Genomic DNA, 12,473 nt, shown 5'->3' on the forward strand with positions numbered 1-12,473 from the left:
AATCTTGGGTTAATCCGTTATTTTACCTTTTTCCACGCGGAACATCTTCGAATTTTTGTCCGACATGTCCATAACGTGCTCAGCGCTGATGGCGCTGACGAAAACCTGCGACTGCGTCGCTTTCAGGCGACTGGATAACAGACCGCGGCGGGCATCATCGAGTTCCGAGGCAAAATCATCTATCAGGTACAGGCAGCGCCGCCCGCTGACGCGGGTGAGGAACTCGCCCTGCGCCAGACGCAGGGCGCACATCAGCAGCTTAAGCTGCCCGCGCGACAAGGTATCTTCCACCGGCGCCCCGTCGGCGCGAATACGGAAATCCGCTTTATGCGGGCCGTGGGCGGTATAGGTTAACATTCTGTCACGCTCGAAATTCCGCTCCAGCACTTCAGCGTAGTCGGTCTCTTTTTCCCAGCCGCGCTGGAAGGAGAAAGAGAGCGAGAATTCCGGTAAAAATTGCTGACAGGTATCCGCCATGTCTTCGACGATAGCGGCGCTGTATTCGGCACGCCAGCGGCTGATCTGCTCCGCCAGCGGGATTAATTCCAGATCCCATGGCCGCAGCTGGGCATAACGGCTGACCTGACGCAGCGCGGCGTTGCGCTGCTTGACCAGGCGCTTCAGGTTGCTCCAGGCGGTGAAGAATCCGGCTTCGTTATGAAAGCATCCCCAGTCAAGGAATGCTCTTCTGTATTTGGGGCCGCCGTTGAGTAAAGTAAACCCCTCCGGCGTAATCAGCTGCATCGGCATCAGGTGCGCCAGCTCCGCCACTTTGTGGCCGTCGGTGCCGTCGATACGCACCTTGCTGTCGCCCTGTTTGTCTTTGGTCAGGCCGATGGCGGTTTCCCGCTCTTCGCCCTGCAGACGGCCATGCAGAACAAAGGCCTCCTGCTCGTGGCGGATCACCCGGCCAATTTGCAAACTGCGAAACGCCCGGCCATGGCCGAGCGTGTAGATGGCTTCCAGCACGCTGGTTTTGCCGCTGCCGTTCGCGCCAACCAGGAAGTTAAAGCCGGGAGATAAAGCGAGATCCGCATGTTCAATATTGCGGAAATCTTTGATAAGTAAGCGCGTCAGTGACATATCTGGGTTTCTTCGGGCCAGGGCGTAATCGGCGCAGCCAGTTTCAACGCGGACTGCGCGCAGACCCTGGAGCGTACACGAAGTACGTGACAGGGACGAGCACAGCCCAGGTTGAAAATGGCAAGTAAGATAGCCCGATATTTTCTATAAGCGCATAGGCATGACAACATAGGCTGCGCTTTGTGAAGCCGCATCCTCAATCTGCACGCTCGACACCGAATCCGTCAGCAGAATGCGCACATTCTCGCACTTCAGCGCGTTCAGCACATCCAGCACGTAGCTAACGTTGAAGCCAATCTCCATCTCCGTGCCGGCGTAGGTCACGTCCAGAATCTCTTCCGCTTCTTCCTGCTCCGGGTTATTGGCGGTGATTTTCAGCTGATTTTCGCTAACGTACAGCCGCACGCCGCGGAATTTCTCATTGGAGAGAATCGCCGCGCGGGCAAAGGCCTGCTTCAGAATATCGCAGCCCGCTTCGAGGTGTTTATCCGGATTTTTCGGCAATACGCGGCGATAATCCGGGAAACGGCCATCAACCAGCTTCGAAGTGAAGATAAAATCGCCGACATGGGCGCGGATATTATTGCTGCCGATCTGCACGCGCAGCGGCGTATCACCGCCGTCGAGCATCCGCATCAGCTCAATCACCCCTTTACGCGGCACGATCACCGAATGGTTCGGCAGCGACGCTTCCAGCGGCATCGAACAGACCGCCAGACGGTGACCGTCGGTAGCGACGGTGCGCAGTTCGCTGCCTTCGGTTTCGAACAGCATACCGTTTAAGTAGTAACGAACATCCTGGTGCGCCATCGAGAACTGCGTCGCTTCGATCAGACGCTTCATGGTCGCCTGCGGCAGGGTAAATTCCACCTCACTCTGCCAGTCGTCAAGATTCGGGAAGTCGGCAGCGGGCAGGGTCGACAGCGAGAAGCGGCTGCGGCCGGAACGCACCAACATGCGATCGCCTTCCAGCTGCACCGCGATCTCCGCGCCTTCCGGCAGGCCGCGGCAGATATCAAAGAATTTACGCGCCGGAACGGTGGTGGCGCCCGCTTCGTGCGGCTGAACCAGCGCCACGCGCGCCACCATCTCCATTTCAAGATCGGTACCGGTCAGCGACAGCGCGCCGTCCGCGACCTGAAGCAGCAGGTTACCGAGAATGGGCAGCGTCGGACGACCACCTAACGGACCGCTCACCTGTTGCAGCGGTTTTAATAAATGTTCACGTTCTACGGTAAATTTCATAGCGTCACGAGGATAATGTTCTGATTAAATTGGAAAAATCTTCTTTAATGTCGTGGCTTTCTTCACGCAGCTGCTCAATCTTGCGGCAGGCGTGCAGCACGGTGGTATGGTCGCGGCCGCCAAACGCATCGCCGATTTCCGGCAGGCTGTGGTTGGTCAGCTCTTTGGCCAGCGCCATCGCCATCTGGCGAGGACGCGCCACCGAACGGGAGCGGCGTTTGGACAGCAGGTCCGCTACCTTAATCTTGTAGTACTCCGCCACCGTCTTTTGAATATTGTCGATGGTGACCAGTTTTTCCTGCAGCGCCAGCAGATCGCGCAGCGCTTCGCGCACGAAATCGATAGTGATCGCCCGGCCGGTGAAGTTGGCGTTGGCGATAACGCGGTTCAGCGCCCCCTCCAGTTCACGCACGTTTGAGCGCAGGCGCTTGGCAATAAAGAACGCCACTTCGCCCGGCAGGCGGATGTCGTTCTCATCGGCTTTTTTCATCAGGATCGCGACGCGGGTTTCCAGCTCCGGCGGCTCGATCGCCACCGTCAGCCCCCAGCCGAAGCGGGATTTCAGACGATCTTCGACGCCGTTGATCTCTTTGGGATAACGATCCGAGGTCAAAATGATCTGCTGATTACCTTCCAGCAAGGCATTGAAGGTGTGGAAAAACTCTTCCTGGGATCGCTCTTTATTAGCGAAGAACTGAATGTCATCGATCAGCAGGGCGTCAACGGATCGGTAGTAGCGCTTAAACTCTTCGATGGCGTTGTTCTGCAGCGCTTTAACCATGTCCTGAACGAAACGCTCCGAGTGCATATAGACCACTTTGGCGTTCGGTTTACGCGCCACGATACCGTTCCCCACCGCGTGCAGCAGGTGGGTTTTACCCAGACCCGTTCCGCCGTAGAGGAACAGGGGGTTATAGGCGCCGCCCGGGTTATCCGCCACCTGACGCGCCGCCGCGCGGGCCAGCTGGTTAGATTTACCTTCGACGAAGTTATCAAACGTGTGTTTCACGTTAACGTTAGAACGGTAGGTCGGCTCCGCCGGCGCCGGGACATTATCCCAGCCAGGGCGCACGATCGTCGGCGCCACGCGCGCGGTCTGCACCTGCGCCGCCGGGATAGTCGTTGCGGCCGGGCTTACCGCCCCTTTCTGCAGCGAGCTGGCGGGCTTAGCTCCCACCTCAAAACGCAGCTGCGGGGCGTCCGCACCGCAAAAATCATTGAGGAGTCCATTGATATTATTGAGGTATTTGTCCCTTACCCAGTCGAGCACAAAACGGTTTGGCGCATACAGTGCCAGCGTGTTATCGCTCAGTTCCGCCTGCAATGGGCGGATCCACATGCTGAATTCTGTGGCTGGTAACTCATCCTGCAATCGGGCAAGACACTGCTGCCAAAGCGAAAGTGACACGGCGGACTCCACTCGAACATAAAATCGATATCAAAGAAAAACTGAAACAATCGTGATTGTTGGCACACGTCGACAAGACCCTGCATTAGCCGAAAAGCCCCTGCACAAAAGGGGTGACGTGCGAACCGCTATCTGCGGTTATTTCCCGCTGCGGATCCGGGGATCGCGATCGGGACCGGGGATCATAGCCTAAACTGAGAAAGAGATCTTGTGTTTCTCAACAGATTCTTCCCGATTTATCCACAGGAAGGATCGAAACCGGGTAAGTGTAATCGATCCTGGGAGGAGTGAAGCACGATTTCCGCCGCATATTGGAAAAATTAATGAGCTATGCCGCTTTTGGGCGGAAACGATCTAACAAAGATCCTTCAGGATCCTTGCGCTTTACTGGCCAGGCCGTATAATCCCCCACCCGGCGCGTAATGCCCGTTTTCGTCACGCGTCTCAGCTTATTTTTTGTGCGACGAGGTGCGAGAAATAAGGAAAGAGAATTGACTCCGGAGTGTACAATTATTACAATCCGGCCTCTTTAATCACCCACGCTGAGGCGTAAGTCGTTCGAAGTTCGTTCGGGTCTACGCAAAAGTCAGTGAATTTATTCAAGTTTAGGTAGAAATCGCCATGAAACGCACTTTTCAACCGTCTGTACTGAAGCGCAACCGTTCTCACGGCTTCCGTGCTCGTATGGCTACTAAAAATGGTCGTCAGGTTCTGGCACGTCGTCGTGCTAAAGGCCGCGCTCGTCTGACCGTTTCCAAGTAATAAAGCTAACCCTGCGTGGTTAAGCTCGCATTTCCCAGGGAGTTACGCTTGTTAACTCCCAGTCATTTCACTTTCGTCTTCCAGCAGCCACAACGGGCTGGCACGCCGCAAATCACCATCCTCGGCCGCCTGAATTCGCTGGGGCATCCCCGCATCGGTCTCACCGTCGCCAAGAAAAACGTGAAACGCGCACATGAACGCAATCGGATTAAACGTCTGACGCGTGAAAGTTTTCGTTTGCGTCAACATGAACTCCCGCCAATGGATTTCGTGGTGGTGGCGAAAAGAGGGGTTGCCGACCTCGATAACCGTGCTCTCTCGGAAGCGTTGGAAAAATTATGGCGCCGCCATTGTCGCCTGGCTCGCGGGTCCTGATCGGCCTGATTCGAGTTTATCAGCGCCTGATTAGTCCGCTACTCGGGCCGCATTGCCGTTTCACCCCAACCTGTTCTCAATACGGAATTGAGGCCTTACGCAGGTTTGGAGTGATAAAAGGCAGTTGGTTGACGATGAAACGCGTATTAAAATGCCACCCTTTACACCCTGGTGGTGACGATCCCGTCCCGCCTGGACCATTTGATACCAGAGAACACTAACGATGGATTCGCAACGCAATCTTCTTATCATCGCTTTGTTGTTCGTGTCTTTCATGATCTGGCAAGCCTGGGAGCAGGACAAAAATCCGCAACCCCAGCAGCAGACCACGCAGACTACGACCACAGCAGCGGGTAGCGCCGCCGACCAGGGCGTACCGGCCAGTGGCCAGGGGAAACTGATTACGGTTAAAACTGATGTGCTTGATCTGACCATCAACACCCGCGGTGGTGATGTTGAGCAAGCGCTGCTTCCGGCTTACCCGAAAGCGCTGAAATCGACTGAACCGTTCCAGTTACTGGAAACTACGCCACAGTTTATCTACCAGGCGCAGAGCGGCTTAACCGGTCGTGACGGCCCGGATAACCCGGCTAACGGCCCGCGTCCGCTGTATAACGCTGATAAAGATGCGTATGTACTGGCTGATGGCCAGAACGAAATCGTTATTCCGCTGACCTATACCGACAAAGCCGGCAACGTCTTCACCAAGACCTTCACCCTGAAACGCGGTGATTATGCGGTGAACGTGGGTTATAGCGTGCAGAACGCCAGCGAGAAACCGCTGGAAGTCTCGACCTTCGGTCAGCTGAAGCAGACCGCCGCGCTGCCGTCCAGTCGCGATACGCAGACCGGCGGCCTGTCCACGATGCATACTTTCCGTGGCGCAGCGTTCTCCACCGCGGATTCGAAATACGAAAAATACAAATTCGATACCATCCTGGACAATGAAAACCTGAACGTCAGCACCAAAAACGGTTGGGTTGCCATGCTGCAGCAGTACTTCACCACCGCGTGGGTGCCGCAGAATAACGGGACGAATAACTTCTACACCGCCAACCTCGGCAACGGCATTGTCGCTATCGGCTATAAATCTCAGCCGGTACTGGTGCAGCCTGGTCAAACCGACAAACTGCAGAGCACGCTGTGGGTCGGCCCGGCGATTCAGGACAAAATGGCTGCCGTCGCGCCGCACCTGGATCTGACCGTCGACTACGGCTGGCTGTGGTTCATCTCCCAACCGCTGTTCAAGCTGCTGAAATTCATTCACGGCTTCCTCGGCAACTGGGGCTTCTCGATTATCGTCATCACCTTTATCGTTCGTGGCATCATGTACCCGCTGACCAAAGCGCAGTACACCTCCATGGCGAAGATGCGTATGCTGCAGCCGAAAATTCAGGCCATGCGCGAGCGTCTGGGCGACGATAAACAACGTCAAAGCCAGGAGATGATGGCGCTGTATAAAGCGGAAAAAGTGAACCCGCTGGGCGGCTGCTTCCCGCTGATTATCCAGATGCCGATCTTCCTTGCGCTGTACTACATGCTGAGCGCCTCGGTAGAACTGCGTCATGCGCCGTTTATCCTGTGGATCCACGATCTGTCTGCGCAAGACCCGTACTACATCCTGCCGATCATCATGGGCGCGACGATGTTCTTCATCCAGAAGATGTCGCCGACCACCGTGACCGACCCGATGCAGCAGAAGATCATGACCTTTATGCCGGTCATCTTCACGGTGTTCTTCCTGTGGTTCCCGTCTGGCCTGGTGGTGTACTACATCGTCAGCAACCTGGTGACCATTATCCAGCAGCAGCTGATTTACCGTGGTCTGGAGAAGCGTGGCCTGCATAGCCGCGAGAAGAAGAAATCCTGATACTCTTCATTCTTCAAGCCAACGCATCTGCGACTTGGATAATTTAGAGTAGTTACGGTAACGTTAATGCCAGAGAAGGCGGTCAATGGACCGCCTTTTTTACATCTACATAGAGAGTCACCATGAGCCATAACGACACTATCGTCGCCCAGGCAACCCCACCGGGACGCGGGGGTGTGGGCATCCTGCGTATCTCCGGCCTCAAAGCGCGCGACGTCGCGCAGGCGGTACTCGGCAAGCTGCCGAAGCCGCGCTATGCCGACTACCTGCCGTTCAACGACGTTGACGGTACGCCGCTGGATCAGGGGATTGCGCTGTGGTTCCCCGGGCCGAACTCCTTTACCGGGGAAGATGTGCTTGAGCTGCAGGGCCACGGCGGCCCGGTCATTCTCGACCTGCTGCTCAAACGTATTCTGACCCTGCCGGGCCTGCGCATCGCCAGACCGGGCGAATTCTCCGAGCGCGCGTTCCTTAACGACAAGCTCGACCTGGCGCAGGCAGAGGCCATCGCCGATCTTATCGACGCCAGCTCAGAACAGGCAGCGCGCTCGGCGCTGAACTCGCTGCAGGGGGCGTTCTCCGCGCGGGTGAACCACCTTGTGGAAGCGCTCACTCACCTGCGCATCTACGTGGAAGCGGCGATTGATTTTCCGGATGAAGAAATTGATTTCCTCTCCGACGGCAAAATTGAAGCCCAGCTGAACGAGGTGATGGTCGACCTCGACGCCGTCCGCGCCGAAGCCCGTCAGGGCAGTCTGCTGCGCGAAGGGATGAAAGTGGTGATCGCCGGGCGGCCAAATGCCGGTAAATCAAGCCTGCTGAACGCCCTGGCGGGCCGCGAAGCGGCGATCGTCACCGACATTGCGGGCACCACCCGCGATGTGCTGCGCGAGCATATCCATATCGACGGCATGCCCCTGCATATCATTGATACCGCGGGCCTGCGCGACGCCAATGACGAAGTGGAGCGTATCGGCATCGAGCGCGCCTGGCAGGAGATTGCGCAGGCTGACCGGGTGCTTTTTATGGTCGATGGCACCACCACCAGCGCCGTTGACCCGGCGGAGATCTGGCCAGATTTTATCGAGCGCCTGCCCGCTAAACTGCCGATTACCGTGGTGCGCAATAAAGCCGATGTTACCGGCGAAGCGCTGGGTATCAGCGAAGTAAATGGCCACTCACTGATCCGCCTGTCGGCACGCACCGGCGAAGGCGTCGAGGTGCTGCGTAATCACCTCAAGCAGAGCATGGGCTTCGATACCAATATGGAAGGCGGCTTCCTCGCCCGCCGTCGCCATCTGCAGGCGCTGGAAGAGGCGGCGAACCATCTGCGGCAGGGCAAAGCCCAGCTGCTGGGCGCCTGGGCCGGCGAGCTGCTGGCGGAAGAGCTGCGTCTCGCGCAGCAGGCGCTGAGCGAGATCACCGGGGAGTTCACCTCCGACGACCTGCTGGGCCGCATCTTCTCCAGCTTCTGTATCGGCAAATAACGTTTAGTCCGTAAACGTTCACTCACCCGCATTAGCGCCGCGTTAATGCGGGTTTTTTCTTGCCCTTTGCGGCGCAACGTTCTCTACTTTTATCTCCCCCTAACCACGAGACTAAAGCATGACCGTTGAATATACCGTGATCGAGAAGGTGCCCTCCGCCGAAGCGTTTTGCCACCTGCGGGTGGTAGCGGGCATGTCGCCGCGCCCCGTAGAAGGCGCCAGAGCCGGGCTGCCGCAAAGCTGTTATGGCGTACATATCCTCTGGCAGGAGACGCCGATCGCCATGGGGCGCATCGTCGGCGACGGCGCGATTAATTTCGACATTGTCGACGTCGCCGTCGATCCGGCTCACCAGGGAAAGGGCCTTGGCCGGCTGGTGATGGAGAAGCTGGTCGCCTGGCTGGATGCGAACGCCTTTGACGGCGCCTACGTTACGCTGGTGGCGGATGTTCCGGAGCTGTACGCGAAGTTTGGCTTCGAAAGCGTTCGGCCGGAAAGCGAAGGGATGGCCCGCGTCTGGCGACGCCGGGGCCACTAGTTCGCGTTTCCTGCCAGGAAAATAGCGTTGTCCAAATGGCAACTCGTCTTGCGGAGCGTATCTCACTATGCTGAACGCCATTCACATCGCGAGGATCTCATGACACGCTTTCTTCTCTGCAGCTTTGCCCTGGTTCTGCTCTATCCCTCCGGCATCGATATGTATCTCGTCGGCCTGCCGCGTATTGCTCAGGATCTGGGAGCCAGCGAGGCGCAATTACATATCGCCTTCTCGGTCTATCTGGCCGGAATGGCCTCCGCGATGCTGTTTGCTGGCCGTATCGCCGACCGCTCGGGGCGCAAGCCTGTCGCCATTGTGGGCGCGGCGATCTTTGTTATCGCCTCCCTGCTCTGCGCGCAGGCGCACACCAGCAGCCACTTCCTTACCGGACGCTTTATCCAGGGGATTGGCGCCGGCTGCTGCTACGTGGTGGCTTTCGCTATTCTGCGCGATACGCTGGACGACCGTCGGCGGGCCAAAGTGCTGTCGTTGCTCAACGGCATTACCTGCATCATCCCCGTTCTGGCGCCGGTGCTCGGCCACCTGATCATGCTGAAATACCCGTGGCAGAGTCTGTTCTACACCATGATCGGCATGGGGGTAACGGTGGGTTTACTGGCGGTATTTATCCTGCGCGAGACGCGTCCGACGGCGCCTCCGCAGACGGCTATGCCGCAGCATGGCGCGGACGAATCGCTGTTGAATCGCTTTTTCCTCAGCCGCATTCTCATCACCACCCTCAGCGTAACGGCGATCCTCACCTACGTGAACGTCTCGCCGGTACTGATGATGGAGGAGATGGGGTTCGATCGCGGCACCTATTCCATGACGATGGCGCTGATGGCGATGGTCAGCATGGCGGTCTCCTTCTCGACGCCGTTCGCCCTGTCGCTGTTTAAACCGCGCACCCTGATGATAACCTCGCAGCTGCTGTTCCTGGCGGCTGGCGTGGCGCTGAGCCTCGCCACCCACCAGGCCGTCACCCTGGTCGGGCTGGGCATGATTTGCGCCGGCTTCTCCGTCGGCTTCGGCGTCGCGATGAGCCAGGCCCTGGGGCCATTCACGCTGCGCGCCGGTGTCGCCAGCTCGGTCCTCGGCATCGCGCAGGTGTGCGGTTCGTCGCTGTGGATATGGCTCGCCGCTATCATCGGACTCAGCGCAATGAATATGCTGATCGGGATACTCATTGCCTGTAGCATAGTGAGTCTTGTTCTGCTACTGGTCGCCACCCCGCCGCGGGTTGCGCAACACGATGAAGAAGCCGCTTTCGAGTCTCGATCTTAATTTACTCCTCTGCCTGCAGCTCCTGACCCAGGAGCTCAGCGTTACCCGTACGGCGAAGCGGATGAACGTTTCGCCCTCGGCGGTGAGCAAGTCGCTGGCCAAACTGCGCGCCTGGTTTGACGATCCGCTGTTTGTCAAAACGCCGCTGGGCCTGGCGCCCACGCCGCTGGTCAGCAGCATGGAGCAGGATCTGGCGGACTGGATGCAGATGGGCAACCAGATCCTCGATAAACCGCACCACACCATGCCGAGCGGCCTCAAATTCGAGCTGGCGGCGGAAACGCCGCTGCTGATGATCCTGTTTAACACCCTCTCCCAGCGCATCTATCAGCGCTATCCGCAGGCATTGATTCGTTTGCGCAACTGGGACTACGACTCCCTGGACGCCATCATTCGCGGCGAGGTGGATATCGGCTTCTGCGGGCGCGAAAGCCATCCGCAGTCGCGGGAGTTGCTAAGCCTGCTGCCGTGGTATATCGATTTTGATGTGCTGTTCACCGACCTGCCGCAGGTCTGGCTGCGCGCCGACCATCCGGCACTCAGGGAGGAGTGGGATCTGGCGGCATTCTTACGCTATCCGCATATCACCATCTGCTGGGAACAACGCGATACCTGGGCGCTGGACGACGTGCTGCAGGAGCTGGGGCATAAACGTAACGTGGCGCTGACCGTGCCGGGGTTTGAGCAATCCCTCTTTATGGCGGCCCAGCCGCAGCACACCATGCTGGCCACCGCGCCGCGCTACTGCCAGCACTATAATCAGCAGCACCAGCTACCGCTGGTCTCCCGACCGCTGCCGCTGGAGCCGCAGCATCTGGAAAAGCTTCGCGTCCCCTTCACCTTGCTATGGCATAAACGCAACAGCTACAACCCGAAGCTTGTCTGGCTTAGAGATACGCTGAAAGCGCTCTATTCCGGTACGCTGTAAGCCTTGTTTCGTGCCCATAGCACCTTATTTGCGCAAGAATTTGTAAAATTCAAACAAATTCCCTTTTCAAGGGGGGATTTCGGCATTAAAACCTGTTAATACCAGGCGATAATAGCGCCCGCCGTTTTAATTCAGACCATTACTCACGGAGCGACGTATGGCAACGCATTTTGCACGAGGGATACTCAGTACCGGGGAGCCGCTATCGACACGTTTGTCAGCGGCCTGTCATCAATCCGCACGTCGGCTCCCTGAATACCGGCAAGCCCGCTTTCGCGCTTCGCGGTCGCTGCTCGCCGAACTGCTGTTTATGCTTTACGGCATCAGCGAGCTGCCTGAAATCGTTAACGAAGCCAATGGCAGACCGGTTTTTAGCGATCGTCACCTTCCCCGCTTCTCTATCTCTTATACTGGCAATATCGTTGGCGTGGCGCTGACCACCGAGGGGGATTGCGGCCTCGACATGGAGCTGCAGCGCGCCGTTCGCAGCCACGACGCCGACCGGCAAAATTTCAGTAACAATGAGAATCTGTGGATTAACATTCAGCATGACCCGGACGAAGCGCGCAGCCAGCTGGTGGCGCTGCGCCGCAGCGTGCTGAAGCTGACCGGTGAGACATCAACGCAGCTGCAGCTGCTGCCTGGCTCCGGCCGCCTGCGTACCGCCGGCAGCCTGCCGATCGAAGCCGTCTGTGACGCCGAATCGCTGCTGGTGTGGTCGCTTGCCGCTACCCCGAATATCGGCCCGCTGAAGGTCTGGGAGTATGATGCTAAGGGAGGCGACTGGCACAGCCTGGCGGACGCTCAGCGCCGCGCACGCGAACCCTCAGCCCGCCTGATGCGCTTTACCAGTCTGCCCACGGAAAAAACCTTATCCCTCAATTGACCGGTCTTGCCGGCATCATGATCCAAAGGAGCAATCATGTCAGATACCTTGAAAGTGGTTACGTTACTCGGCAGCCTGCGTAAAGGGTCGTTTAATGGAATGGTCGCGCGTACCCTGCCCGGCATCGCGCCGGCGGGCATGCACATTTCCGCGCTGCCGTCGATCGGCGATATTCCGCTGTACGATGCTGATATTCAGGAGGAAGAGGGATTCCCGCAGAGCGTGCAGGAGATTGCGCAGCAGATCCGCGAGGCGGATGGCGTGGTGATTGTCACCCCCGAGTATAACTATTCCGTGCCTGGCGGCCTGAAAAACGCCATCGACTGGCTTTCACGTCTGCCCGAGCAGCCGCTGTCCGGCAAGCCGGTGCTGATTCAAACCAGCTCTATGGGCGCCATCGGCGGCGCGCGCTGCCAGTATCATCTGCGGCAGATTCTGGTGTTCCTCGATGCGATGGTGATGAATAAACCGGAATTTATGGGCGGCGTGATCCAGAACAAAGTGGATCCGCAGTCGGGTGAAGTGGTCGATCAGAGCACCCTCGACCATCTGCGCGGCCAGCTGACTGCCTTTGGCGACTATATTCAGCGGGTTAAAGCATAAAAAA

Annotated in this window: 13 protein-coding genes; 10 read left to right on the forward strand and 3 right to left on the reverse strand. The window is 57.8% G+C overall.

Features of this window, described 5'->3' with window-relative positions:
* Positions 1-9 precede the first annotated feature (9 nt).
* From recF to dnaA, 3 genes are all read right to left on the reverse strand, one after another.
* Positions 10-1,083 (reverse strand): DNA replication/repair protein RecF, encoded by a 1,074-nt coding sequence (recF, locus tag ABLU95_RS13085; RefSeq protein WP_023291459.1) that lies wholly within the window; start codon positions 1,081-1,083, stop codon positions 10-12.
* A gap of 144 nt (positions 1,084-1,227) precedes the next feature.
* Positions 1,228-2,328, reverse strand: coding sequence for a DNA polymerase III subunit beta (gene dnaN / locus ABLU95_RS13090; protein WP_004145090.1), 1,101 nt, complete (start codon positions 2,326-2,328; stop codon positions 1,228-1,230).
* Positions 2,329-2,332: 4 nt separating this feature from the next.
* Positions 2,333-3,736 carry a chromosomal replication initiator protein DnaA gene (gene dnaA / locus ABLU95_RS13095; RefSeq protein WP_086075994.1) on the reverse strand — a complete coding sequence of 468 codons (1,404 nt, stop codon included), beginning with the start codon at positions 3,734-3,736 and terminating at the stop codon, positions 2,333-2,335.
* Positions 3,737-4,357: 621 nt separating this feature from the next.
* Between dnaA and rpmH the strand changes: the two genes are divergently transcribed.
* From rpmH to ABLU95_RS13145, 10 genes are all read left to right on the forward strand, one after another.
* The gene (gene rpmH, locus ABLU95_RS13100) at positions 4,358-4,498 is read left to right on the forward strand and encodes a 50S ribosomal protein L34 (RefSeq protein ID WP_000831330.1); all 141 of its coding nucleotides are present in this window, start codon (positions 4,358-4,360) and stop codon (positions 4,496-4,498) included.
* Positions 4,499-4,513: 15 nt separating this feature from the next.
* On the forward strand, positions 4,514-4,873 hold the full coding sequence (gene rnpA, locus ABLU95_RS13105; protein ID WP_004151535.1) for a ribonuclease P protein component: 360 nt from the start codon (positions 4,514-4,516) through the stop codon (positions 4,871-4,873).
* The gene (gene yidD, locus ABLU95_RS13110) at positions 4,837-5,094 is read left to right on the forward strand and encodes a membrane protein insertion efficiency factor YidD (RefSeq protein ID WP_004151536.1); all 258 of its coding nucleotides are present in this window, start codon (positions 4,837-4,839) and stop codon (positions 5,092-5,094) included. The genes rnpA and yidD overlap by 37 nt, the downstream gene beginning before the upstream one ends.
* Before the next feature lie 2 nt (positions 5,095-5,096).
* Positions 5,097-6,743, forward strand: coding sequence for a membrane protein insertase YidC (yidC, locus tag ABLU95_RS13115; RefSeq protein ID WP_023291460.1), 1,647 nt, complete (start codon positions 5,097-5,099; stop codon positions 6,741-6,743).
* 122 nt (positions 6,744-6,865) lie between these two features.
* Positions 6,866-8,230: a tRNA uridine-5-carboxymethylaminomethyl(34) synthesis GTPase MnmE gene (gene mnmE / locus ABLU95_RS13120; RefSeq protein WP_112201145.1), complete on the forward strand. Its 1,365-nt coding sequence runs from the start codon at positions 6,866-6,868 to the stop codon at positions 8,228-8,230.
* Between the two features lie 118 nt (positions 8,231-8,348).
* The gene (locus ABLU95_RS13125) at positions 8,349-8,768 is read left to right on the forward strand and encodes a GNAT family N-acetyltransferase (protein ID WP_086075993.1); all 420 of its coding nucleotides are present in this window, start codon (positions 8,349-8,351) and stop codon (positions 8,766-8,768) included.
* A gap of 99 nt (positions 8,769-8,867) precedes the next feature.
* Complete coding sequence (locus ABLU95_RS13130; RefSeq protein WP_044525103.1) at positions 8,868-10,052, forward strand: MFS transporter; 1,185 nt, start codon at positions 8,868-8,870, stop codon at positions 10,050-10,052.
* Positions 10,021-10,980, forward strand: a complete 960-nt coding sequence (gene yidZ / locus ABLU95_RS13135; RefSeq protein ID WP_004202291.1) for an HTH-type transcriptional regulator YidZ — start codon at positions 10,021-10,023, stop codon at positions 10,978-10,980. Before ABLU95_RS13130 ends, yidZ begins: the two co-directional genes overlap by 32 nt.
* Positions 10,981-11,290: 310 nt before the next feature.
* Positions 11,291-11,866, forward strand: a complete 576-nt coding sequence (locus ABLU95_RS13140; protein WP_192870697.1) for a phosphopantetheinyl transferase — start codon at positions 11,291-11,293, stop codon at positions 11,864-11,866.
* 36 nt (positions 11,867-11,902) lie between these two features.
* Positions 11,903-12,469: an NADPH-dependent FMN reductase gene (locus ABLU95_RS13145; protein ID WP_023291465.1), complete on the forward strand. Its 567-nt coding sequence runs from the start codon at positions 11,903-11,905 to the stop codon at positions 12,467-12,469.
* Positions 12,470-12,473 lie beyond the last annotated feature (4 nt).

Source organism: Klebsiella sp. GG_Kp146 (assembly GCF_040061975.1).
Taxonomy (GTDB): domain Bacteria; phylum Pseudomonadota; class Gammaproteobacteria; order Enterobacterales; family Enterobacteriaceae; genus Klebsiella; species Klebsiella quasipneumoniae.

Coding starts and splice junctions, on each gene's coding strand:
- recF (WP_023291459.1), bottom strand. CDS start 1,083: ATGTCACTGACGCGCTTACTTATCAAAGATTTCCGCAATATTGAACAT.
- dnaN (WP_004145090.1), bottom strand. CDS start 2,328: ATGAAATTTACCGTAGAACGTGAACATTTATTAAAACCGCTGCAACAG.
- rpmH (WP_000831330.1), top strand. CDS start 4,358: ATGAAACGCACTTTTCAACCGTCTGTACTGAAGCGCAACCGTTCTCAC.
- yidD (WP_004151536.1), top strand. CDS start 4,837: ATGGCGCCGCCATTGTCGCCTGGCTCGCGGGTCCTGATCGGCCTGATT.
- yidC (WP_023291460.1), top strand. CDS start 5,097: ATGGATTCGCAACGCAATCTTCTTATCATCGCTTTGTTGTTCGTGTCT.
- mnmE (WP_112201145.1), top strand. CDS start 6,866: ATGAGCCATAACGACACTATCGTCGCCCAGGCAACCCCACCGGGACGC.
- ABLU95_RS13125 (WP_086075993.1), top strand. CDS start 8,349: ATGACCGTTGAATATACCGTGATCGAGAAGGTGCCCTCCGCCGAAGCG.
- ABLU95_RS13130 (WP_044525103.1), top strand. CDS start 8,868: ATGACACGCTTTCTTCTCTGCAGCTTTGCCCTGGTTCTGCTCTATCCC.
- yidZ (WP_004202291.1), top strand. CDS start 10,021: ATGAAGAAGCCGCTTTCGAGTCTCGATCTTAATTTACTCCTCTGCCTG.
- ABLU95_RS13140 (WP_192870697.1), top strand. CDS start 11,291: ATGCTTTACGGCATCAGCGAGCTGCCTGAAATCGTTAACGAAGCCAAT.
- ABLU95_RS13145 (WP_023291465.1), top strand. CDS start 11,903: ATGTCAGATACCTTGAAAGTGGTTACGTTACTCGGCAGCCTGCGTAAA.